Annotated in this window: 21 protein-coding genes; 5 read left to right on the top strand and 16 right to left on the bottom strand. The window is 71.0% G+C overall.

The genetic code is table 11. The features are described from left to right. Positions 1–58: 58 nt before the first annotated feature. Positions 59–1672: an MDR family MFS transporter gene (locus tag DMA15_RS20795; RefSeq protein WP_125514292.1), complete on the bottom strand. Its 1614-nt coding sequence runs from the start codon at positions 1670–1672 to the stop codon at positions 59–61. 145 nt (positions 1673–1817) lie between these two features. Here DMA15_RS20795 and DMA15_RS20790 point away from each other — a divergent pair, with 145 nt between their 5' ends. Beyond that, a complete protein-coding gene (locus DMA15_RS20790; protein WP_125514291.1) occupies positions 1818–2411 on the top strand; it encodes a TetR/AcrR family transcriptional regulator in 594 nt (197 codons plus the stop codon). A gap of 22 nt (positions 2412–2433) precedes the next feature. On the opposite strand, the gene DMA15_RS20785 is transcribed toward DMA15_RS20790, so the two are convergent. Continuing rightward, the gene (locus tag DMA15_RS20785; RefSeq protein ID WP_125514290.1) at positions 2434–3102 is read right to left on the bottom strand and encodes a M23 family metallopeptidase; all 669 of its coding nucleotides are present in this window, start codon (positions 3100–3102) and stop codon (positions 2434–2436) included. 469 nt (positions 3103–3571) lie between these two features. Between DMA15_RS20785 and DMA15_RS20780 the strand changes: the two genes are divergently transcribed. Continuing rightward, positions 3572–6631, top strand: a complete 3060-nt coding sequence (locus DMA15_RS20780; protein WP_125514289.1) for an NACHT domain-containing protein — start codon at positions 3572–3574, stop codon at positions 6629–6631. An 81-nt stretch (positions 6632–6712) separates the two neighbouring features. Here DMA15_RS20780 and DMA15_RS20775 read toward each other — a convergent pair whose 3' ends face one another. Beyond that, complete coding sequence (locus tag DMA15_RS20775; RefSeq protein WP_125514288.1) at positions 6713–9241, bottom strand: ATP-dependent Clp protease ATP-binding subunit; 2529 nt, start codon at positions 9239–9241, stop codon at positions 6713–6715. A gap of 440 nt (positions 9242–9681) precedes the next feature. On the opposite strand from DMA15_RS20775, the gene DMA15_RS20765 reads away from it, so the two are divergent. Beyond that, entirely contained in the window at positions 9682–10272 is a 591-nt protein-coding gene (locus DMA15_RS20765; protein WP_125514287.1) for an SCO3374 family protein, read from the top strand. Here the strand turns inward: DMA15_RS20765 and DMA15_RS20760 are convergent. The 10 genes from DMA15_RS20760 to DMA15_RS20715 form a co-directional block, all read right to left on the bottom strand. Continuing rightward, on the bottom strand, positions 10251–10589 hold the full coding sequence (locus DMA15_RS20760) for an Lsr2 family protein (protein WP_125514286.1): 339 nt from the start codon (positions 10587–10589) through the stop codon (positions 10251–10253). The two genes, DMA15_RS20765 and DMA15_RS20760, sit on opposite strands and share 22 nt — an antisense overlap. Positions 10590–10815: 226 nt before the next feature. Continuing rightward, entirely contained in the window at positions 10816–11358 is a 543-nt protein-coding gene (locus tag DMA15_RS20755) for an amino-acid N-acetyltransferase (protein WP_125514285.1), read from the bottom strand. A gap of 9 nt (positions 11359–11367) precedes the next feature. Then, positions 11368–11766 (bottom strand): BlaI/MecI/CopY family transcriptional regulator, encoded by a 399-nt coding sequence (locus DMA15_RS20750; RefSeq protein WP_240659877.1) that lies wholly within the window; start codon positions 11764–11766, stop codon positions 11368–11370. A gap of 156 nt (positions 11767–11922) precedes the next feature. Next, positions 11923–12102 carry a hypothetical protein gene (locus DMA15_RS20745; RefSeq protein ID WP_125514283.1) on the bottom strand — a complete coding sequence of 60 codons (180 nt, stop codon included), beginning with the start codon at positions 12100–12102 and terminating at the stop codon, positions 11923–11925. 14 nt (positions 12103–12116) lie between these two features. Beyond that, on the bottom strand, positions 12117–12815 hold the full coding sequence (locus DMA15_RS20740) for a hypothetical protein (protein WP_240659876.1): 699 nt from the start codon (positions 12813–12815) through the stop codon (positions 12117–12119). 303 nt (positions 12816–13118) lie between these two features. Further along, a complete protein-coding gene (locus DMA15_RS20735) occupies positions 13119–13925 on the bottom strand; it encodes a type III pantothenate kinase (protein WP_125514282.1) in 807 nt (268 codons plus the stop codon). Beyond that, the gene (gene nadC, locus DMA15_RS20730; RefSeq protein ID WP_125514281.1) at positions 13925–14914 is read right to left on the bottom strand and encodes a carboxylating nicotinate-nucleotide diphosphorylase; all 990 of its coding nucleotides are present in this window, start codon (positions 14912–14914) and stop codon (positions 13925–13927) included. Before nadC ends, DMA15_RS20735 begins: the two co-directional genes overlap by 1 nt. Positions 14915–14916: 2 nt before the next feature. Next, the gene (locus tag DMA15_RS20725; protein ID WP_125514280.1) at positions 14917–16638 is read right to left on the bottom strand and encodes an L-aspartate oxidase; all 1722 of its coding nucleotides are present in this window, start codon (positions 16636–16638) and stop codon (positions 14917–14919) included. After that, entirely contained in the window at positions 16635–17639 is a 1005-nt protein-coding gene (gene panC / locus DMA15_RS20720) for a pantoate--beta-alanine ligase (protein ID WP_125514279.1), read from the bottom strand. Before panC ends, DMA15_RS20725 begins: the two co-directional genes overlap by 4 nt. Beyond that, on the bottom strand, positions 17636–18574 hold the full coding sequence (locus tag DMA15_RS20715; protein WP_125514278.1) for a DUF2520 domain-containing protein: 939 nt from the start codon (positions 18572–18574) through the stop codon (positions 17636–17638). The genes panC and DMA15_RS20715 overlap by 4 nt, the downstream gene beginning before the upstream one ends. A gap of 146 nt (positions 18575–18720) precedes the next feature. Between DMA15_RS20715 and DMA15_RS20710 the strand changes: the two genes are divergently transcribed. Continuing rightward, positions 18721–19866 carry a beta-eliminating lyase-related protein gene (locus DMA15_RS20710; protein WP_125514277.1) on the top strand — a complete coding sequence of 382 codons (1146 nt, stop codon included), beginning with the start codon at positions 18721–18723 and terminating at the stop codon, positions 19864–19866. Here the strand turns inward: DMA15_RS20710 and DMA15_RS20705 are convergent. Further along, positions 19823–20068 (bottom strand): hypothetical protein, encoded by a 246-nt coding sequence (locus DMA15_RS20705; protein ID WP_125514276.1) that lies wholly within the window; start codon positions 20066–20068, stop codon positions 19823–19825. The genes DMA15_RS20710 and DMA15_RS20705 overlap by 44 nt on opposite strands. Before the next feature lie 267 nt (positions 20069–20335). Between DMA15_RS20705 and DMA15_RS20700 the strand changes: the two genes are divergently transcribed. Then, positions 20336–21445: a DUF5937 family protein gene (locus DMA15_RS20700; RefSeq protein ID WP_125514275.1), complete on the top strand. Its 1110-nt coding sequence runs from the start codon at positions 20336–20338 to the stop codon at positions 21443–21445. Positions 21446–21461: 16 nt separating this feature from the next. On the opposite strand, the gene DMA15_RS20695 is transcribed toward DMA15_RS20700, so the two are convergent. Both DMA15_RS20695 and DMA15_RS20690 read right to left on the bottom strand, forming a co-directional pair. Further along, on the bottom strand, positions 21462–22133 hold the full coding sequence (locus DMA15_RS20695; RefSeq protein WP_125514274.1) for a response regulator transcription factor: 672 nt from the start codon (positions 22131–22133) through the stop codon (positions 21462–21464). A 95-nt stretch (positions 22134–22228) separates the two neighbouring features. Continuing rightward, the gene (locus DMA15_RS20690; RefSeq protein ID WP_125514273.1) at positions 22229–23431 is read right to left on the bottom strand and encodes a sensor histidine kinase; all 1203 of its coding nucleotides are present in this window, start codon (positions 23429–23431) and stop codon (positions 22229–22231) included. Positions 23432–23455 lie beyond the last annotated feature (24 nt).

The raw sequence follows: 23455 nt of genomic DNA, 5'->3' as shown, positions 1-23455 counted from the left end.
CCAACTGCCGTCATGCCCTCATGCGGTCACGCCGTCACGCCGTCACGCCGTCATCCGGTCATACGTCGATGTTGGCACGCGGCACTGACAACGGCCCCTCGCCCGCGGACTGGCTGTCGGCGGGGCCCGCACCCCGCAGCGGGGTCTCCTTCACGAAGAGGGAGGCAAGGAGCGCTGCGACGCCGATGGCCGCGCCCAGCAGGAACGCCGAGTGCGTGCCGGAGGAGACCGCGAACCTGTACGCGTCGCTCACCTGCTCCGGCAGCTTCGCCAGGCTCGCCGCGTCGAGCTGCGCCGACTCCTCGGTGACCTTGCCGCCCAGCTCACCGGCGCGCTCGGCCATCACGTCCTGGACGCGGTGGTTGAAGAGCGCGCCCATGATCGCGACGCCGAACGAGGAGCCGAGCGTACGGAAGAGGGTGGCCGAGGACGAGGCGACGCCCATGTCCTTCATCTCCACGCTGTTCTGCGCGACCAGCATGGTGATCTGCATCAGGAAGCCCATGCCGGCGCCGAGCACCGCCATGTAGAGGCCCGAGGTGAGGCGCGAGGTCCCGGTGTCCATCTGGGCCAGCAGGAAGAACCCGACGATCATCAGTACGGTGCCGACGATCGGGAACGCCTTGTACTTGCCGGTGGCGGTGGTGTAGCGGCCGGCGAACATGGAGACGGCCATCATCGAGAGCAGCATCGGGAGCAGCAACAGCCCCGAATTGGTGGCCGAGGCGCCCTGTACCGACTGCTGGTAGAGCGGCAGGAAGAGCATCGCGCCGAACATCACGAAGCCGGTGATGAAGCCGATCACGGCCATCAGCGAGAAGTTTCGGCTGCGGAAGATGTGCAGCGGCATGATCGGCTCGGCGGCCTTCTTCTGTACGAAGAGGAAGCCGACGAGCGTGGCGACGCCGATCGCGATGAGTTCCATGATCACGGCCGAGTCCCAGGCGTACTCCGTGCCGCCCCAGGTGGTGACGAGCACGAGCGCGCTGATGCCGACGGTGAGCAGGGCCGCGCCGAGGTAGTCGATCCGTCCCTGTGCCTTCTTCTTGGGCAGGTGCAGGACGGCGGTCACCATGGCGAGGGCCACGGCGCCCAGCGGCAGGTTGATGTAGAAGGCCCAGCGCCAGCCGAGGTGGTCGGTGATGGTGCCGCCGACCAGCGGGCCACCGATCATCGCGACCGCCATGACGCCGGTCATCATGCCCATGTACTTGCCGCGCTCACGCGGCGGCACCAGGTCGCCGATGATCGCCATGACGCCGACCATCAGACCGCCCGCGCCGAGCCCCTGGATCGCGCGGAAGCCGATGAGCTGCCCCATGTCCTGCGCCATGCCGCTCAGCACGGAGCCCACGAGGAAGATCACTATGGCGGTGAGGAAGGCGCCCTTGCGGCCGTACATGTCGCCGACCTTGCCCCAGATCGGGGTGGAGGCGGCGGTGGCCAGGGTGTACCCGGTCACGACCCACGACAGGTGCTCCAGGCCGCCGAGGTCGCCGACGATCGTCGGCATGGCGGGGCTCACGATCATGTTGTCGAGCATCGCGAGCAGCATCGCGATCATCAGCGCCATCAGTACGACGCGCACGCTGCGCGGCCGCGGCTCGGCCTTCTCGCGCGGCGCGGCGCTCCCCCGCTCCGGTTCGGCTGCCGCCGTGGTCTTGTCCGTCATCGTCCCCACTCCCCGCACACCCCAGGACCGTCCTGGGCCCCACCGGGCGCCTTACTTGCCGCCCGGCTAGTTGACTACACTGAGGGAAGGTAGATCCCCGACTAGCCGGGCGTCAAGTAAGTTAATGGAGCCGAGGAGCACCCCGATGGGCACGGGTACAGGCACAGGCAAGCAGCGGCGCCGCGGGAACACCCGTCAGCGCATCCAGGACGTGGCCCTCGAACTCTTCGCCGAACAGGGGTACGAGAAGACCTCGCTGCGTGAGATCGCGGAGCGACTGGAGGTCACGAAGGCGGCGCTGTACTACCACTTCAAGACCAAGGAAGACATCCTCAACAGCATTTTCGACGACCTCACCCGGCCCATCGACGAGCTGATCGCCTGGGGCCACGAGCAGCCGCAGCCACCGTCCCTCGCCATCCGGAAGCAGGTCCTGCGCCGCTACAGCGAGATCCTGGTCGACGCGGCGCCGCTCTTCCGCTTCATGCAGGAGAACCAGGCCACGATGCGGGACCTGAAGACGGGCGAGAGCTTCAAGGACCGCATGTTTGAGCTCTACGAGATCCTCAAGGACCCCGACGCGCCGATGACCGACCAGGTGCGGTGCTTCAGCGCGCTGTTCACCATGCACGGCGGGATGTTCGTGCTCAAGGACATCGATGGCGACCCCGAGGAGAAGCGGAAGGCCATCCTCGAAGTCGCCATCGACCTGGTCACGCAGGCCCACTCGGGCGATTGACCGCCCGCCGGAATTCCCGTCGTCAGACCTTGACGCCCACCGAGCGCAGGAAGGCGACGGGGTCGACGGCGGTGCCGTAGTTGGGGGTCGTACGGATCTCGAAGTGCAGGTGCGGGCCGCTGGAGTTGCCGGTGTTGCCGGAGAGGGCGACGCGCTGGCCAGTGGTGACGTTCTGCCCGACGCGGACGTCGACCTTCGAGAGGTGCGCGTACTGCGAGTACGTGCCGTTGCTGTGCTTGATCACGACGGCGTTGCCGTACGCGGGGCCGTCACCGGCGCCGTTGGGGCCGGCCTTGACGACGGTGCCGCCGTGCACGGCGGCGACCGGGGTGCCGACCGAGACGGCGAAGTCCTGGCCGGAGTGCTTGTGCGACCACATGTTGCCGCCGAGACCGAAGGTCGCGGAGAGCGTGTAGCGCTCGACCGGCTGGACCCAGGCGGGAGCCTTGGCGGCGGCCTTCTTGACGCCACCCTGCTTCGCCTTCTCGGCGGCCTTGGCCTGGGCAGCGGCCTGCGCCTGAACCGGGTTCACGGAGACGCCGGGCAGTGCACCGCCGCTCTTGGCGCTCTCCGCAGCGACCGAGACCCCTGCCCCGAGCAGCGTCGACACCCCGAGACCGGCGGCGACGACGGCCGCCCGCGTACGGAGCATGGACGGGCGGGGATGGTGGGACTTGGTGCGCTTCGACATGGGGACGTCCTTCACAGGCTGAGGGGGCGTGAGGAGACCCGGCGGACGGGAGCGGGGGGGAGCCCCGCAAGAACCGCACTTCGCCGGGTCGGCCATCCCTTGGTAACCCGCGCTCCGATCCCTGCCAAACCCCCCATCTACTACCCAAAGCCGTAGCCGGGCGTCGGCATTTCGACCTCTTGACACCAACAAATCCGGACAATTACCCCGCGACTCCGCAATGGAATCCCAGGTCGCTCAGCGGGTTTAACCCCACGTCGGACCGCCCCCGGACGCCTGCTGCCCATGGGTCCGCACCCATCGACCCCCGACGCGCCAAAGGTCCCGGAGGTTGCGGGACCAAAGTCCCGCGTGCACCTCGGGCCCGTCCCACTATTCCGCCTAGTAACGGACAAAATGCCTGTGCGGCATGTCACCGGCCACGAAGATCCACCCCGCCGCCGATGTGACGCCCACTACGCTCACCCCCATGGATCCCGCGGTCATCGGCACCCGCCTGGCATCGAGCGCCTTAACCCCCCTGATCAAGAAGCTGTTCGTGCGGGAGGGCCCGGGCGCGGGGCTGGTCGAGCGGCCCGTACGGCTCTCCTCCCTGGTGTCGTTCCGGGGCGAGAAGCGGGTGCTGACCGAGGCCGACGTGCGCCGCCTCGCCGAGCGGCTGGTGACCCGCTCCATACGCTCGCCCGGCGAGCGCCCCTTCCCCGCGGACGAGACCGACGCCGTCGTCGACGCCCTGTCCCGGGTGCTCCTGGCCCTCGGCGACCTCGACATGGACGACGTCCAGGCGGTCCGCCTCGGCCACCGCGAGCTGGCCCGCACCCTCCTCCAGCACGCGTCGGCCGCCGGGCGCCCGGCCACCGCGGGGCTCTCCGCCGACGCCTCCTCCTACCTCGGCTCCGTCACCGAGTGGGCCTGCCTGCACATCCTTCAATTCTTCACGCAGCGCTCCACCTTCCCGGCGGCGACGCTGGTCGCGCAGAGCCGGGGCCAGCACGAACTCATCGCCAAGGTGGACGAGCTGATCGCCCGCAGCCCGCGTCCCGGGGCACAGGACGCGGCCTTCGAAGAGCCCTACCTCGCGTACGTCGCGAAGAAGCACGGCAAGCTGACCATCTTCGGGATCGACCTGACGGGCACCCCGGGCAAGTGGCCGCTGGACGCGGCCTACATGTCCCTGGAGGCGACGGCGCCCGGACGTGTGGCGACGACCCGGTTCCTGACCGGCGGGGAGTACCACGCGGAAGAGGTGGAGGTCGTCGAGCACACCTCCCCGCTCCCCGCCGACCGGGCGCTCGCCGCCCATGACCGCGTCCTGCTGCGCGGCGAGGCCGGTTCCGGCAAGACGACCCTCGTGCAGTGGCTCGCAGTGAGCGCCGCCCGCCAGGAGCTGGCCGAGGGCCCCATGACGTACCTCTACGACCGCATCCCCTACGTCCTCCCCCTGCGCACCCTGACCCGCCACGGTGAGCGCCTGCCCGCCCCCGCTGACTTCCTCGCCGCGGTCGGCTGCCCGCTCGCCGGTACTCAGCCCGCGGGCTGGGAGGCGCGCGTCCTTGCGGCGGGCCGCGCCCTGGTCCTGATCGACGGCATCGACGAGATCCCGGAGGCCGAACGCGCCGCCACGCGCGCGTGGCTCACCGATCTCATCGACGCCTACCCCGGCAACCGCTGGCTGGTGACCTCACGCCCCTCGGCGGTGCGCACGGACTGGCTCGCCGACGAGGGCTTCACGGAACTGACGCTCTCCGCCATGAACGAGACCGAGGTGGCCGCGTTCATCAAGCGCTGGCACACCGCGGCGGCCACGGGCGCGCCCGACGAGGACGCGGCCCTCATCGCGTACGAGAGTCAGCTCCTCGCGGCCGTGAAGTCGAAGCCGGATCTGGGCCGCCTGGCCACCAACCCCCTGATGTGCGGCCTGATCTGCGCCCTGCACCGGGACCGCAGGGGCTTCCTCCCCCTGGGCCGCAAGGACCTCTACACGGCCGCCCTCTCCATGCTCCTGGTCCGCAGGGACCGCGAACGCCACATGACCGTCCCCGAGTTGCGGGAGGAACCGCAGCTCCAGCTGCTCCAGCGCCTCGCGTACTGGCTGATCCGCAACGGCCGCACCGTCCTGGACCGCTCACGGGCCGAGGCGATCATCGCCGACGCGCTGCCGTCCGTACCGGAGCTGGCCGCGCTCGGTGACGCGCGGGCCGTCTACGCCCACTTCCTCCACCGCAGCGGCCTCCTGCGCGAACCCGGCCCCGACACCGTCGACTTCGTCCACCGCACCTTCCAGGACTTCCTGGGCGCCCGCGCGGCGGTCGACGAGGGCGACTTCGGCTTCCTCGCCCGGCACGCGGCGGACGACCAGTGGGAGGACGTCATCCGCATGGCGGTGGCCCAGGCGAGGCCGCGTGAACGGGCGGAACTGCTGCGCGACTTGCTGGCGTACGGAGACAAACACCACGATGAACGCTCCCGCAAGCGCGTCCACCTCCTCGCCGCGGCCTGCCTCGAACACGCGGCGGAACTGGCCCCCGCCGTACGGGAGGAGGTGGAGCGCCGCACGGCCGGGCTCATCCCGCCGCGTGACGCCGAGGACGCCCGCGAACTCGCGAAGGTCGGCCCCATGGTGCTCGACCTGCTCCCCGGCCCCGACGGTCTGAGCGACGAAGAGGCCCGCCTGGTCACGATCACCGCGACCCACGTACGGTCCGACGCGGCCATCCCGTTCCTGTCCCACTTCACCCGGCACCCCAGCCTCCTGGTCCGCAGTCAGTTGCTGTGGGGCTGGCACCGCTACGACTGCCGCGCATACGCGGAACAGGTCATCGCCCACCTCGACCAGTCCGGCATCAACTTCACTCTCCGCAGCGACGAACAGATCGTGGAGCTGGAGCGGCTGGGGCTATACCCGAAGCGGTTGGACATCAGGGTCGGCGTCTCCCCCGGGGTCGCCTCCCGGTTCCTGGTCGCCTGCGAGCCCACCTTCCTGATGCTGTCCTACTCCCCGGCCCACCTCTCGGCCGAGGGGCTGGTAGCGCTGCACAGCCTGGACGGGCTGAGTCTCTTCAGCGTCTTCGAGGCCGGCGAACCCTGGAGTCTGACGCTGATCCCCGCCGAGGCCCCACTGAATTTCCTCGGCCTCGCGGGGTCCCGCTCCTCCGTACGGGACCTGGAGCTGCTGCCCAGATGGCCGTTGTTGGAGCTGGTGGCCTTCCTGGGCGATGGCCCGGACTCGGCCGCCGACTGGGAGGCGCTCGCCCGCCTGCCCCGGCTCACCACACTGCACGCCGGCTCCCACAGCCTCCTTCACGCGCCCAAGGAGCTGAGCCTGCCCGGCCTCACGGACTTTCACCTCTCCCTCGACGACCACGAGGACGCCGCGCTGGCACGCCTCGTCACCCTCATGCCGGGGCTCCAGCGCCTCTACGTGGAGGCCCTCAACAGCGTGGGAGCGCCCGACGCGAGGCAGCCGCTGGACCTCTCCGCCCTGCCCGACCACATCGAGATCGAGACCTACGGCCTGCCCACACTCTGAACGCCCCCGCATACGGAAAGGGGCTGCCCCGGACCGTAAGAACCGGTCCGGGGCAGCCCCCACAAGCGCACCCTGAAAGGGCTACGCCTCCTTGCTCAGGTTCGGGCCCGCGCCGCCGCCGGCGGCCGACTCGATCGGCGGCACGTCGGGCAGCGCCGCCTTCTCCTCGCCACGGAAGGTGAACGTGGCGGTCTCGCCCTCGCCCTCCGTGTCGACGACCACGATGTGGCCCGGACGCAGCTCGCCGAAGAGGATCTTCTCGGAGAGGGTGTCCTCGACCTCGCGCTGGATCGTGCGCCGCAGCGGACGCGCGCCGAGCACCGGGTCGTAACCCTTCTTCGCGAGCAGTTCCTTCGCCGACTGGGAGAGCTCGATGCCCATGTCCCGGTCCTTGAGGCGCTCATCCACCTTGGTGATCATCAGGTCGACGATCTGGAGGATGTCCTCCCGGCTGAGCTGCGGGAAGACGACGACGTCGTCCACGCGGTTCAGGAACTCCGGGCGGAAGTGCTGCTTCAGCTCGTCGCTGACCTTGTTCTTCATCCGCTCGTAGTTGGACTTCGTGTCGCCCTGGGCCGCGAAGCCGAGGTTGAAGCCCTTCGAGATGTCACGGGTTCCAAGGTTGGTCGTCATGATGATGACCGTGTTCTTGAAGTCCACGACACGACCCTGGGAGTCGGTCAGGCGACCGTCCTCCAGAATCTGCAGGAGCGAGTTGAAGATGTCCGGGTGGGCCTTCTCGACCTCGTCGAAAAGGACGACGGAGAACGGCTTGCGGCGGACCTTCTCGGTCAGCTGCCCGCCCTCTTCGTAACCCACGTAACCGGGAGGCGAGCCGAAGAGGCGCGAGACCGTGTGCTTCTCGCTGAACTCCGACATGTCGAGGGAGATCAGCGCGTCCTCGTCGCCGAAGAGGAATTCGGCGAGCGCCTTGGACAGCTCGGTCTTACCGACACCGGACGGACCGGCGAAGATGAACGAGCCGCCGGGACGCTTCGGGTCCTTCAGACCCGCACGCGTACGCCGGATCGCCTTCGAGAGCGCCTTGACGGCGTCCTTCTGGCCGATGACGCGCTTGTGCAGCTCGTCCTCCATGCGCAGCAGGCGGGAGGACTCCTCCTCCGTCAGCTTGAAGACCGGGATGCCGGTGGCCGTGGCCAGGACCTCGGCGATCAGCTCGCCGTCGACCTCGGCGACGACGTCCATGTCGCCGGCCTTCCACTCCTTCTCGCGCTTGGCCTTCGCGGCCAGGAGCTGCTTCTCCTTGTCGCGCAGGGAAGCGGCCTTCTCGAAGTCCTGCGAGTCGATCGCGGACTCCTTGTCGCGACGGACACCCGCGATCTTCTCGTCGAACTCGCGGAGGTCCGGCGGCGCGGTCATCCGGCGGATGCGCATCCGGGAACCGGCCTCGTCGATCAGGTCGATCGCCTTGTCCGGCAGGAAGCGGTCCGAGATGTACCGGTCGGCCAGGGTGGCGGCCTGGACCAGCGCCTCGTCGGTGATCGAGACGCGGTGGTGCGCCTCGTACCGGTCGCGCAGACCCTTGAGGATCTCGATGGTGTGCGGCAGCGACGGCTCCGCGACCTGGATGGGCTGGAAGCGGCGCTCCAGCGCGGCGTCCTTCTCCAGGTGCTTGCGGTACTCGTCGAGCGTGGTGGCGCCGATGGTCTGCAGCTCACCGCGGGCCAGCATCGGCTTCAGGATCGAAGCGGCGTCGATGGCGCCCTCGGCGGCACCCGCACCGACCAGCGTGTGCAGCTCGTCGATGAACAGGATGATGTCGCCGCGGGTGCGGATCTCCTTGAGGACCTTCTTCAGGCGCTCCTCGAAGTCACCGCGGTAGCGCGATCCCGCGACCAGCGCGCCGAGGTCCAGGGTGTAGAGGTGCTTGTCCTTGAGGGTCTCGGGCACCTCGCCCTTGACGATGGCCTGGGCGAGGCCCTCGACGACGGCGGTCTTGCCGACGCCGGGCTCACCGATGAGGACCGGGTTGTTCTTCGTACGGCGGGACAGGACCTGCATGACCCGCTCGATCTCCTTCTCGCGCCCGATGACCGGGTCGAGCTTGGACTCACGGGCGGCCTGGGTCAGATTCCGGCCGAACTGGTCGAGCACCAGGGACGTGGAGGGCGTGCCCTCGGCAGGACCGCCGGCGGTGGCGGTCTCCTTGCCCTGGTAACCGGAGAGCAGCTGGATGACCTGCTGCCGCACCCGGTTGAGATCGGCGCCCAGCTTGACCAGGACCTGGGCGGCGACGCCCTCGCCCTCGCGGATCAGGCCGAGCAGGATGTGCTCCGTGCCGATGTAGTTGTGGCCCAGCTGAAGGGCCTCGCGGAGCGACAGCTCCAGGACCTTCTTGGCACGGGGGGTGAAGGGGATGTGCCCGGACGGGGCCTGCTGGCCCTGACCGATGATCTCCTCCACCTGCTGGCGGACCGCCTCGAGCGAAATCCCGAGGCTCTCCAGGGCCTTAGCGGCGACACCCTCGCCCTCGTGGATCAAGCCCAGGAGGATGTGCTCGGTGCCGATGTAGTTGTGGTTGAGCATCCGGGCTTCTTCCTGAGCCAGGACGACAACCCGCCGCGCGCGGTCGGTGAACCTCTCGAACATCGTTAATCGCTCCTCAGAGCGGTCAGGCAGTAAGGGGTCGGTCCCCTCCCTGTCCTTCCGCAGCTTAGTCCCGCAAGCGGGGACCGCTCATTCCAACTGCCGACACCCGGCCCCCTTCACGGGGGAAGTCCTGACCTCGAACGCCGACAACAGCTCCAACCCGATGGTGCGAGACGATGTTCCCGCAGGCCAGGCAGATACCCTCACCATCAGTACGCCGATGGCGAACGTGAGACGCCGAAGACCGCGTGTCGCCCCTCCCCACTAGGGATGTCTTACCCGCAAGGACTCACACTCCATGCGGCGCGCCCCGGTTCCCTCCGCTACGGGCGAACACCCTTGCGCCGCCGAACACGCCCTCACGCTCCTTTTCCGGCCACCGTGCGCATCCGGTCCGCGACCGCGCGTAACCCCGACGGCCTTCCGGCTGTTGCTGGGACATGGCCCCCACAGTTCCTCAGCCCCGCACGCCGGTCGAGCAGAGCGACCCGGTGCGCCAGTGGTACGAGAACCGGCTCGGCTGGGCGACCGCGCCCGAACCCGGCCCGGTGCGCCTGCTGACGGGGCTGCGCTTCGACGTCCTGGAACTACCCGCGGAAGCGGGCTTCGCCGCGCTGCGCCACCTCGGACCGAAGGCGCCGGTCGCGCTGTGCGGGGAAACGATGCGGCTGCTGGTGAGCGCGGGGAGCGCGGACGAGCTGCCGGGGCTGCTCGACTGGCTGGAGTGGGGGGACATCCCCCTCGGCCTCACCGCCGTCGGTGCGGGCGGGCGGATCGACGCGCCCACGCCTCCGGGGTGGTCCGGCTCACGGGGGGCCGCCGTATGGCTGCGACCCCCGGAGCCCGGGTGCGAGGTGGAGCCGACGCTGCCGGCGCTCGTGTCCCTGCCCGCGGTGGGGGGAGGCGGGACCGCGCACCACAGCGACCCCGCCGTGGGCTCCGATCTCGTACGGCTCGTGGACACGGCTGCGACGCAGTGCCACCGGGTCAGGCTGCGCCGTCGCAGCCGTCAGCCGTTGGCCTTCTCGTAGGCCTCGCGGATCGAGGCGGGAACACGGCCCCGGTCGTTGACCTCAAAACCGTTCTCCTTCGCCCAGGCGCGGATCGCGGCGGTGTCCTGACCACCGCTCGCCGCCGCCGAGCGCGCCTTGCCGCGGCCGCCCGAGCCACGGCCGCCGGTACGCCGACCGGCCTTGACGAAGTCCTCCAGGGCGCCACGGAGCTTGTCCGCGTTGGCCGTGGTGAGGTCGATCTCGTAGGACTTGCCGTCCAACGCAAACGTCACGGTCTCGTCCGCCTCGCCACCGTCGAGGTCATCGACAAGAAGGACCTGAACCTTCTGTGCCACTGGATTTCCTTTCATCGATAACTTGGAGGCCGGTCCGGGCGGCGTACGCCACCGATTCACCGGCCCCTGTTATATGCAGTACTGCAGTACGTCGGAAAGCAAACCGCTTTTGCCGGAAAAACACAAACCCCTGGGAGAGACCCGGGACCCCGAGAAGCCTGGAAACATGCGCGTTTCGGACATAGGCCACCGGGGCACGAGGCGGCCCGGAATACCACAGTGGCGATCACAGATGCAGAAGCATCCGACTGTTGCCCAAGGTGTTCGGTTTCACTCGTTCGAGGCCGAGGAACTCCGCGACGCCCTCGTCATAGGAACGCAGCAGCTCGCTGTAGACATCTCCGTCGACCGGAGTCTCGCCGATCTCCACGAAGCCGTGCTTGGCGAAGAAGTCGACTTCGAAGGTCAGACAGAAAACCTTGCGCACACCGAGCCACCGGGCGGTCTGCAGCAACTTCCCGAGCAGCTGATGCCCCACCCCGACGCCCTTGACCTCGGGATTCACCGCCAGGGTGCGTACTTCCGCGAGGTCTTCCCACATCACGTGCAGGGCCCCGCAGCCGACCAACTCGGCGTTGTCGTCCCGTTCCGCGACCCAGAACTCCTGGATGTCCTCGTAAAGAGTCACCGTCGCTTTGTCGAGGAGGATGCGCTCGCGGACGTAGGAGTCGAGGAGCCTGCGCACGGCCGGTACATCGGAGGTTCGCGCCCTGCGGACGGAGACCGCTTTTGCGCTGAGTTCGCTGAGTTCGGGGACCTCTGCTGCCATGAGCGGACGCTATCGCTCTGCGCCGCGCTCCGCCGCGCCGGGGTTCTCCGGGCCTTGGACGATACGCATGGCGTCGCTCAGCGCTTCCCGCTGTTCCTCCGACATCATGCCGAAGAAGGCGACGAGTGCGGCTGCGGGGTTGTCGCTCTGCGACCAGGCTTCGTTCATCAGTGCGGCCGCGTAGGCGGCACGAGTGGAGACCGCCTCATATCGATAGGCCCGGCCTTCCGCTTCGCGACGCACCCAGCCCTTCTGATGGAGATTGTCCAAAACGGTCATCACGGTCGTGTAGGCGATGGACCGTTCCTGCTGAAGGTCTTCCAGGACTTCTCGAACGGTCACGGGGCGGTTCCACTTCCACACCCGTGTCATGACGGAGTCTTCGAGTTCTCCCAATGGACGAGGCACAGTTGAACAATAGTGGGAGACGTCACTATTGGCGTGATGCGTGAGGGACGTGGCGTACGCCTAATTACGCGACATTACGCGACATCGCACAACAACAAGGGCGCACGGCTCGGCGAGGTCGCGAGTCGTACGCCCTGGTCGGTGGTGTGTGCGGGGTCAGGCGCCGCCGGTCTTCGGTGCCTGGCGGACGGCTTCGGCGCGGGTGATCGCGGCGTCGGCCGCCGCGTCCTCCTTGGCCTTGTTGGCGCCGCCCTGGGTCTTGACGATCGTCACGATGAGACCGCCGAAGAACACGGCCATCACTACGGGGGGCAGGAGCGCGGAAACGTAGTCCATGCCCCCCAGAGTAGCTAGCCCGCCGCGAGCTGGTGCGAGGGGTCCGCGGGCGTGGGGGCGGGGGGCGCCGGTTCCGGGGGCGCGGAGGGCGTCGGGGACGCGGGTGCGGGTGCGGGTGCGGCGGGCGTGGGGCGTTTGGGCGGGAAGACCTCGGCCGGGGTGGGGACCGGGCGGGAGGTCTCCTTCTCCGCGGCGCCCAGGCCGCCGGGCAGGGCGAGGAGGTGTGTGCGGGGCGCGGGCATGCGGGGGCGTTCCGGCGCCGGGACTGCGTGGCCGGCGAGGCGGGCGCGGACGGAGCGCTCGGCGAGGGTCCGGCAGCGGTCGAGCAGCGCGGCCGCGGCGGGGTTGCCGCGCAGGGCGCGCAGGGCCGCGAGGTCGTCGGGGCCCGGTTGGTAACCGGCGCCGAGCACATCGTCGAGGAGTGCGAGGTAGCCGGCGGCGGTGCCGGGCAGGGCGGCCCGGTAGCGGGCGAGGTCGGCCACCAGGAAGGCGCGGAGCCGGGCGCCCTCCTGTACCGCCTCGTCCACCGATTGGGCGAGGCGCAGGAAGTCCCGGACGTCCTCGTCGCGAGTGGGGCTCGGGACGTGGGCGGAGCCGGGGGCCGGGCTGCGGACGGGGCTGGGGTGCAGGGCCAGGGCCAGGGCGCGACGGAGCACACGCAGCTCCTCCGCGCTGAAGGCCATGCCGCCGCGGGATCCGTAGGGCGTGGGCATGGGGAGACGATACGCGCCAAACGGACAAAATCGGCTTATCAGGGGGGTGCGGGCGGGTCGTGTTGGGGCTCGGTCTGCGCCGGTTCTGGCGGGGGCGCCTTGGGCGGGGTTTCGCCTTGCGTTCGTCTGGGGGGGGCGGGGCCGCGGGGGCAATCCCACCCCTCGCCCTACCTTCCGCCCCTGCGGCGCGGGGCAAACGGGTGGGTGGGTGGGAAGCATCCGCCGCGGAGCGGCGGGATAGGGGGGCCACGACGGCGCGAAGGTGCGAGATCACCTGTCCCCCGCCAGGGGCCCCGCCAGCCCCTAAGCTCGGGAGACGTTCCGTTCGTAGACCAGGCGAAGCCCGATAAGCGTGAGCCACGGCTCGTGCTCATCGATCACCGACGCCTCCCCCAGCACCATCGGCGCCAGCCCACCCGTCGCGATCACCGTGACGTCCTCGGGGTCACCGCCCGTGCCCACCAGCTCGCGCGCCATCCGGTTCACGACCCCGTCGACCTGGCCCGCGAACCCGTACAGGATGCCCGCCTGCATGGCCTCGACGGTGTTCTTGCCGATGACGCTCCGCGGGCGTGCCAGCTCGATCTTGCGGAGCTGCGCGCCGCGTACCCCCAGGGCCTCCACGGAGATCTCGATGCCGGGGGCGATGACGCCACCCGCGTACTCCCCGCGCGCGGAGACCGCGTCGAACGTCGTGGCCGTGCCGAAGTCGACGACGATCGCCGGGCCGCCGTACAGCTCGACCGCCGCGACCGCGTTGATGATGCGGTCGGCGCCGACCTCCTTGGGGTTGTCCATGAGGATCGGGACGCCGGTCTTGATGCCGGGCTCCACCAGGACGGCGGGCACGTCTCCGTAGTAGCGGCGCGTCACCTCGCGCAGCTCGTGCAGGACCGAGGGGACGGTCGAGCAGATCGCGATGCCGTCGATGCCGTCGCCCAGCTCCTCGCCGAGCAGCGGGTGCATGCCCATCAGGCCGTTGAGCAGCACGGCCAGTTCGTCCGCCGTGCGGCGGGCGTCGGTGGAGATGCGCCAGTGCTCGACGATGTCCTCGCCGTCGAAGAGGCCGAGGACGGTGTGCGTGTTCCCCACGTCGATCGTCAGCAGCATCAGTCACGCACCGCTTCCCGCAGGTCGAGGCCGATGTCGAGGATCGGGGAGGAGTGGGTCAGGGCGCCCACCGCCAGATAGTCGACGCCCGTGTCGGCATACGCGCGGGCGTTCTCCAGGGTGAGGCGGCCCGAGGACTCCAGGAAGGCGCGGCCGCCGACGAGGGCGACGGCCTCCCCGGTCTCGCCCGGCGTGAAGTTGTCCAGGAGGATCAGGTCGGCGCCCGCGTCCACGACCTCGCGCAGCTGGTGGAGCGTGTCGACCTCGACCTCGATCGGCACGTCGGGGAACTGCTCGCGTACGGCCTTGAAGGCCTGCGCCACGCCGCCCGCGGCGACCACGTGGTTGTCCTTGACGAGCGCCGCGTCGGAGAGCGACATGCGGTGGTTGACGCCGCCGCCCATGCGCACGGCGTACTTCTCCAGGGCGCGGTAGCCCGGCGTCGTCTTGCGGGTGTCGCGGACCTTCGCCTTCGTGCCGTCGAGAACGTCCGCCCACGCGCGCGTGGCGGTCGCGATGCCGGAGAGGCGGCACAGGATGTTCAGGGCGCTGCGCTCGCCGGTGAGCAGGTCGCGGGTGCGGGTGGTGACGCTCAGCAGCGTGTCGCCCGCCTCGACGCGGTCACCGTCCTCGACGTGCCGCTCGACCTCGAACTCCTCTTCGCATACGACGGACATGACCGCCTCCGCGACGCGCAGACCCGCGACGGTGCCCGCCTCGCGCGCGGTGAAGTCGGCGGTGGCGACGGCGTCCTCGGGGATGGTGGCGACCGTGGTCACGTCCACGCCGCCCGCCAGGTCCTCCTCGATGGCCATGTGCGCGATGTCCTCGATCTGGAGGGGGTCGAGGCCCGCCTCGGCGAGCAGTCGCGCGAGAGCGGGGTCGAGACCGCACTCCAGGGGGTCGAACGCGTCGTCGCCGCCGCAGCCGCAGGCATCGCCGCAGCCACCGCCGGCGGGGGTGAGGGGGAGGTCGTCGGGGGTGCTCACGGTCACTGCTCCTGGGGACTGGGAGTGGGACGGGTGGGAGGGAAGTCTGCGGTCTCGGTGGTGTGGGCCGCGAGGGTCCTGTCCGGGTTCAGGCGTACGACGATGTGGCGCCGCCAGACCTCGTCGTCGCGGTCGGCGTGGTCCTCGCGCCAGTGGCAGCCGCGGGTCTCCTCGCGGCGCTGGGCGGCGGCGACCAGGACGCGGGCGACGCACAGGAGGTTGGTGGTCTCCCAGGTGTCGACGCCGGGCTCGGCGGTCTTGCCGTCCTCGGCGAGCGCGCCCGCGGCCTCGGCGTGGATGCGGGCCAGCCGGGCGGCCGCCTCCGTGAGGGACGCGGCCGAGCGCAGCACACCGGCGCCCTCGGTCATGACGCGCTGGATGGCGAAGCGGGCCTCGGGCGGGAGCAGGGGGTGGGTCGGGGTCTCCGGCTGGGCGACGGGGGCGGGCACGCGCGCGCGGAGGGCGTTCTCGGCGTGCTGGGCCGCGATGTCGGCGGCGATCCGCTCGGCGTAGACGAGGCCTTCGAGGAGGGAGTTGGAGGCGAGGCGGTTGGCGCCGTGCACGCCGGTGCAGGCGACCTCTCCGCAGGCGTACAGGCCCGGGACGGTGGTGCGGCCGTGCGGGTCGGTGCGGACGCCTCCGGAGGCGTAGTGCGCGGCCGGGGAGACGGGGATGGGCTCGGTGACCGGGTCGATGCCGTGGGCGCGGCAGGCGGCGAGGATCGTCGGGAAGCGGTTCTCCCACATGTGGGCGCCGAAGTGCCGGGCGTCCAGGTACATGTGATCGGTGCCCTGCTCCTGCATGCGGCGCGTGATGCCCTTGGCGACGATGTCGCGGGGGGCCAGCTCGGCCAGCTCGTGCTGGCCGACCATGAAGCGCACGCCGTCGGCGTCGACGAGGTGCGCGCCCTCGCCCCGCACCGCTTCGGAGACCAGCGGCTGCTGGCCCTCGGCGTCGGAGCCGAGGAAGAGCACGGTGGGGTGGAACTGCACGAATTCGAGGTCGGAGACCTCGGCGCCCGCGCGCAGGGCGAGCGCGACGCCGTCGCCGGTGGACACGGACGGGTTGGTGGTCGCCGCGAAGACCTGGCCCATGCCACCGGTGGCGAGGACCACCGCGGGGGCGTGGACGGCGCCCACGCCGTCGTGCTGGCCCTCTCCCATGACGTGCAGGGAGACGCCGGCGGTGCGGCCGTCGGCGTCCGTCAGGAGGTCGAGCACCAGGGCGTTCTCGACGGTCGGGATGCCACGCGCGCGTACCGCCTCGACGAGGGCGCGGGAGATCTCCGCGCCGGTCGCGTCGCCGCCCGCGTGCGCGATGCGGCGGCGGTGGTGGCCGCCCTCGCGGGTCAGCTCGATGGCGCCCTCAGGGCCGGTGTCGAAGTGGGCGCCGGTCTCGATGAGGCGGCGTACGGCGTCGGGGCCCTCGGTGACGAGGGTGCGCACGGCCTCCTCGTCGCACAGGCCCACGCCCGCCACCAGCGTGTCCTCCAGGTGCTGTTCGGGGGTGTCGCCCTCGCCGAGCGCCGCGGCGATGCCGCCCTGGGCCCAGCGCGTGGAGCCGTCGTCCAGGCGGGCCTTGGTCACCACGACCGTCCGCAGGCCGGCGGCCGAGCAGCGCAGCGCGGCGGTCAGACCGGCCACTCCGGAGCCGACGACGACGATGTCGGCGTCCAGGGACCAACCCGGCGCGGGGGCGTGCAGCCGTATTCCGGTGGCACTCATACGGCGGCTCCGAAGGTCAGCGGGAGGTTGTCGATCAGCCGGGTCGAGCCGACCTTGGCGGCCACGGCGAGTACGGCGTCGCCGGTGTGGCCCGGGCGGACCTCGGTGAAGTCGGCGGGGTCCACGAGCGCCACGTAGTCCAGCTCGAGCGGGGGGCTCAGGCGTGCGGCGTCGTCGAGGACCTGCCGGGCGGCGGCGACGACGGCGGCGGGCCCGCCGGGCGCCGAGGGCGCCGCGGACTGCGCCACGGCGTGGGCGTCGGCCGCCGCGCGGGACTCGCCGATCGCGCTGAGGGCGTCGGCACGCGCGAGCGTGGCGGGCGCGCTCGCGGCGCGGGCGCGCAGCGCCTCCTGCGCGGCGTGCCGGTCGCGGCCCGCGAAGAGCGCCCGGGAGAGGCAGAGCGCGGTGCGCCGCTCTTCCGGCGAGAGGTAGCGGTTGCGGCTGGAGAGGGCCAGACCGTCGTCCTCGCGCACGGTGGGGACGCCGACGATCTCCACGTCGAAGTTCAGATCGCGGGTCATACGGCGGATCAGGGCGAGCTGCTGGGCGTCCTTCTGCCCGAACAGGGCCACGTCGGGCCGGGTGAGGTGCAGCAGCTTGGCGACGACGGTGAGCATGCCGTCGAAGTGTCCGGGGCGCGTGGCCCCTTCGAGGACCGTGCCCATGGGGCCCGCGCTCACCCGGACCTGGGGCTCTCCGCCGGGGTAGACCTCCTCGACGCCGGGGGCGAACACGACGTCCGCGCCCGCCTGCTCGGCGATCTTGACGTCGGCGTCGAGGGTGCGGGGGTAGCGGTCGAGGTCCTCTCCGGCGCCGAACTGGAGGGGGTTCACGAAGACCGTGACGACGACCTCGCCCTGGGGGCCCGCGATACGGCGGGCCGCGCGGATCAGCGAGGCGTGCCCGTCGTGCAGGGCGCCCATGGTCATGACGACGGTTCGGCGGCCGTCACGCGCGCGGGTGCGCAGGGAGTCGGCGGTGTGCAGGAGGGCGGTGGTCATCGGCTGCCTCCTTCGGCTCCGCCGGTCCCGTCGGCGCCGTTGGCGAGTACGCCGAGGAGGTCTTCGGCCAGCTCGGGCTTGAGCAGTCCGTGGGCGAGGGCGCGGTCGGCGGTGGCGCGGGCCATCGCCAGATATCCGGCGACGGTCTGCGGGGCGTGCTTGCGCAACTCGGCGACGTGGGCGGCGACCGTACCGGCGTCGCCGCGTGCGACGGGGCCGGTGAGGGCCGCGTCGCCCGACCGCAGCGCGTTGTCCAGGGCGGCGCCGAGCAGCGGGCCGAGCATCCGGTCGGGGGCCTCCACGCCCGCGTCGCGCAGCAGCTCCATGGATTCGGCGACCAGGGTGACCAGGTGGTTCGCGCCCAGGGCGAGCGCCGCGTGGTACAGCGGGCGGTTCTCCTCGGCGATCCACTCGGGCTCGCCGCCCATCTCGATGACCAGGGCCTCCGCGGCCAGCCTCAGCTCCTCGGGCGCGGTCACGCCGAAGGAGCATCCGGCCAGGCGCTGGACGTCGACGGGGGTGCCGGTGAACGTCATGGCGGGGTGCAGCGCGAGCGGCAGGGCGCCGGCCCGCAGGGCGGGGTCGAGGACCTTGGTGCCGTACCGCCCGGAGGTGTGCACGAGGAGCTGGCCGGGGCGGACCGCGCCGGTCTCCGCGAGGCCTTCGACCAGGCCGGGCAGGGCGTCGTCGGGCACGGTCAGGAGCACCAGATCGGCCCGCTCCAGGACCTCGGCGGGAGGGACGAGGGGCACGTCGGGCAGCATGGCGGCGGCGCGGCGCACGGAGGCGTCGGAGACCCCGGACGCGGCCACCGGGCGGTGCCCGGCGAGCTGGAGCGCCGCGGCGAGCGCGGGGCCGACGCGGCCCGCTCCCACGACTCCCACCGTGAGCCTCGCGGGGCGCTCCCGCGGGTCTGGCTGATGCGATGCGTTCACGCGATGACGCCTTCCGTTCCAGTCCGCTCGGGGTACCGGACGATTTCTCGTCATGCTAACGCGATTGGTCGGCGCCGCGTCTTCCGCTGTCCACAGGCTGTGGCTATTCATATGACTGGTGCCGCCGGGCGGGCCATTCTCGGAGGATGACTGCGAACGAAGCGACACAGGACACCCGTGCCAGGCGCTCGGCGGCGGCCCGTGCGGCCACCCGCACCCTGCACCGCTCGCCCCTGCACATCCCGCTGACCGAACGGTTCTCGGCGCTCGCGGCGGCCGCTCCTGGGATCGTCGGCGCGGACGAGGCGTCCGATGTCTACGGGGACGGTGTCGTCGCCACCCTGGAGGAGCGGGTCGCGCGCCTGCTCGGCAAGGAGGCGGCCGTCTTCTTCCCGACCGGCACGATGGCCCAGCAGGTCGCCCTGCGCTGCTGGGCGGGCCGCACCGGGAACGCGACCGTGGCGCTGCACCCCAGGGCGCACCCCGAACTCCACGAAGGGGACGCCTTCCCCACGGTCAGCGGACTGCGCACGGTGCACCCCACGGACGAGCCGCGCCTGCCCACGGCCGATGAAGTGCGCGACTTTCCCGAGCCCTTCGGGGCGTTGATGCTAGAACTTCCGCTCCGGGACGCCGGTTTCGTCCTGCCCTCATGGGAGGAGCTGGAGGCGGTCGTGGAGGCGGCACGCGAACGGGACGCGGTCGTGCACATCGACGGCGCCCGCCTGTGGGAGTGCACGCAGCACTTCGGCCGCCCCTTGACGGAGATCGCGGGGCTCGCGGACACCGTGTACGTGTCGTTCTACAAGTCCCTGGAGGGGTTGAGCGGGGCCGCGCTCGCCGGGCCGCACACGCTGGTCGAGGAGGCGAGGGTGTGGCTCCACCGGTACGGGGGACGGCTGTTCCAGCAGTTCCCGACCGCTGTCTCGGCCCTGCTCGGCCTGGAACGGGTCCTGCCGCGCCTGCCCGATTACGTCGCCCACGCGCGCGTGGTGGCACAGGCGCTGCACGAGGGGTTCACGGCAGCCGGGGTGCCCTGGTCGCGCGTACATCCGCGGCGGCCGCACACCCACCAGTTCCAGGTGTGGCTGCCGTACGCGCCCGGCGTGCTGGAGGAGGCCGCACTGGGGCAGGCCGAGGAGACGAAGACCTTTCTGTTCGGCCGCTGGTCCGCGGACGGGCCGCCCGGCCTCTCGGTCACGGAGGTCACCGTGACCGAGGAGGGCCTGGGATGGACGGCCGACGACGTCAAGGAAGCGGTCGCGGAGTTCGTGCGACGGCTCCCCCGCTGAGGCGGCCGCCTCGCGCGAGGCGGGCCAGGGCGGCGCGGAGCCTGCCGCGGGCGGGGCGTTCCTCCACGACCGCGCGGAAGCGGCCGTAGTCGCGGACCTCGCGGACGACCTGCCAGTCGTGGTGGCCGGGCGCGGGCGCCGCCGGCTCGCCGTGCTGGGCGGCCCGGTAGGTGTCGAGCAGGTACTGCTGGGTGACGCTCATGACGTATCGCCTCTCGGTACAAGTGTTACTTATCGGGCATTAAAGGGCCGCGCTGTCCCAGGGATGGCCCCGTGGGAGCGAGGAGTGGGAGGGGAATAGAGAGGGGGAGGGGGGAGGGAGTGGAGAGGGGGAGGACGCGGCCCGGAGGCTTCGACGGCTCCGGGCGATGACCTCAGAGTGCTCCCGTGAGCCCGTCCCCGTCGCGTCGATTGACGGCGCTCGTCAATCGACGGCCGCGCTGTCAGTGGCGCGGTGCACCATGGGGACATGAGCGTGAGCATCGACATCAGCGGGCTGTCCCACCAGCGGATCCATGTCGTGCCCTCGCCCCTCGCCGAGCTGGGCATGGCGCTGCACGCGCTCTCCGAGCCGGGCCACCACCCGGGGCTCCAGGGCTGGGTGACGGCCGTCTCTGCGCGCCTTGAGCCGTGCCTGGCGGACCGTCTGTGCGAGGCCGACTTCCTGTGGCGCTCGGCGTTCTCGGACGTGTTCGCGCCCTTCGCGGGCATCCCGGGGCAGAGCGCGCTCCCCGGGGCCACGCTCGCCGAGGAGCTGGACCTGCTGGACAAGCTGACGGACGAGCAGTTCGTGGACGCCGCCCTGGAGTTCACCTGCCAGTCGACGTCGCATTCGGAGCCGGACCGCGCCATCCTGGGCGACCCCGCCGTGCAGCGGCGCGCGCTGGACCTGGCGGCCGCCCGGGGCCCCCAGCAGGTGCGGTTCACCCAGCGGCTCCTGGACGAGCCACCGGCCGTGCGCGCGTGGCTGCGCCAGCTCCTGGAGGACTGCGAGGACGCGTTCTTCGCCGACACCTGGGCCCGGCTGAGCCATCAACTGGCCGCGGACGCCCGCCACAAGACCGAGCTGCTGCGGCGCAAGGGCCTTGCGGAGGCCCTGAAGGCGATATCCGGGGCGGTCTCCCTGGACGAGAGCGGCGACCGCATCACGGTCGACAAGATCACCACGGGGCATACGACCACGGGCCCCGGCGGCCTGGTGCTCGTCCCGACCAGCCTGGGTTGGCCGCATCTGATGGTGCTGCACCGCAGGGACTGGCAGGCCACCATCACGTACCCCATCAGCGCCCCCGGCCTCACCGCCCCGCCCACCGTGGAGCAGCTGACCCGCCGCATGTCCGCGCTCGCCCACCCAGTGCGGATGCGCCTGTGCCGCCACCTCGCGCGCGGGTCGTACACCACCAGCGAGCTGGCCGACGCGCACGGCATGACGGCGCCGGAGATATCCCGGCACCTGAGCGTCCTGAAGAAGGCCGACCTGATCACCACGCGCCGCCGAGGGCGCTATGTGCAGCACCAGCTGGACATCAGCGTGGTGTCACGGCTGGGCAGCGACTTCATCGAGGGCGTCCTGCGCTAGGGCCTGCCCGGGCGGCCTAGGAGTTGCCCCCGGCCCGCACGAGCCCCGTCTCGTACGCGAGGACCACGACCTGCACCCGGTCCCGCAGCCCCAGCTTGGTCAGGATGCGGCCGACGTGCGTCTTCACGGTGGCCTCCGAGAGGACGAGCCGCGCCGCGATCTCGCCGTTCGACAGGCCCTGCGCGACGAGGACCATCACCTCGCGCTCACGGCCCGTCAGGCGCTCCAGCTCCTTGTGCTGCGGCTGCCCGCCCGCGTTCGGCAGCATCGGCGCGAAGCGGTCGAGCAGACGGCGCGTGGTGGAGGGCGCGACCACCGCGTCGCCGCTGTGCACGGAGCGGATCGCGGCGAGCAGCTCGCCCGGGGGCACGTCCTTGAGCATGAACCCGGAGGCGCCCGCCTTCAGCCCCGAGAAGGCGTACTCGTCGAGGTCGAAGGTGGTCAGGATCAGCACCTTCGGCGGGTTCGGGTCCTGGCAGACGCGCCGGGTCGTCTCGACGCCGTCCAGCTTCGGCATGCGTACGTCCATCAGCACCACGTCGACCTTGGTCGCGCGCAGCACCTCCAGGGCCTCGACACCGTCACCCGCCTCCGCGACGACCTCCATGTCCGGCTGCGCGGCCAGCACCATCCGGAACCCGGTGCGCAGCAGCACCTGGTCGTCGACGAGCATCACGCGGATCGACATCAAGGGAGTCCCTTCGAGGGGTCAGAGAACGGGTCGGGCGAACGGACGGGCAGGTGGCGGCCGGTGACAGGTGTCATCGCCGGACATGGTCGAGTTCAGTGTGCTGGTTTGAGCGGCAGAAGCGCGCTGATCCGGAAGCCGCCGCCGGGGCGCGGCCCGGCGTCCAGCGTGCCGCCGACCATGCCGACGCGCTCGCGCATGCCGATCAGGCCGTGCCCGCGGCCGTCGGCGCCGCCGTCCTCGTACAGCTCGTGCGGGGCGCCCTTGCCGTCGTCCTCGACGAGCAGCCCGAGGCCGTCGTCGAAGTAGACCAGGCGCACGCTCGCACCCGCGTTCGCGCCGCCGTGCTTGCGCGTGTTCGTGAGCGCTTCCTGCACGATGCGGTACGCGGTCAGCTCCACGCCGCTGGGCAGCGGGCGCGGGGTGCCCTCGACCTTGTAGTCGACGGGCAGACCGGACGTGCGCACCTGCTCTATCAGCTCGTCGAGCTGTTCGACGTCGGGCTGCGGGACGTACTCGGAACCCTCCTCGGGCTCCCCCGTGCGCAGCACGCCGAGCAGGCGGCGCATCTCGGCGAGGGCCTGGCGGCCGGTGCCCGAGATCGTCTCCAGGGCCTTCTTGGCCTGGTCGGGCGCGGTATCCATGACGTACGCGGCGCCGTCGGCCTGGACCACCATCACCGAGACGTTGTGCGCGACGACATCGTGCAGCTCGCGGGCGATGCGGGCCCGCTCGGCGGCGACCGCGACCTTCGACTGCGCCTCGCGCTCCCTCTCCAGGCGGTCGGCGCGCTCCTCCAGCTGGGCCAGGTAGGCGCGGCGGGTGCGGATGGAGTCGCCGAGCACCCAGGCGAGCGCGAAGGGGACGATCTGGAAGATCGTGAAGAGGACGCTGCCGGCGACGGAGACGTCCTGCGGGGTCCACCGCATCATCGAGAGCGGAGCCGCGCAGAGGCCGCCCACCAGCGCGAACCGCGAGGCCCACCGCGCCCCGTCGGCCGCCGCCGTGTAGATGATCACCAGCATGGCGAAGTTCGCGGGCATCGTCTCCACGTCGAAGACGAGCTGGAAGACGCCGATGACGGTGACGAGCACGAGCATCTGCTCGGTCGCCCTCCGGCGCAGCGCGACCACCAGGGAGAGTCCGAGGGCGACCGGGATCGCCATGACGCCCGGCGCGTAGCCGTTCGTGTCGGACATGGACACCAGACCGATCCCGGAGATCCCGAGCAGGACGAAGGCCCAGAAGCCGTCGACCCATGTCGGGTGTCTGCGGAGAAAGTCATAGAGGCGCTGCACGTAACCCAGCGTAGGCAGGCCGAC

The sequence above is a fragment of the Streptomyces sp. WAC 01529 genome, from assembly GCF_003945545.1.
Taxonomy (GTDB): Bacteria; Actinomycetota; Actinomycetes; order Streptomycetales; family Streptomycetaceae; genus Streptomyces; species Streptomyces anatolicus.
The sequence above is the reverse complement of the archived record's forward strand: the minus strand, read 5'-3'. Positions and strand labels throughout refer to the sequence as shown.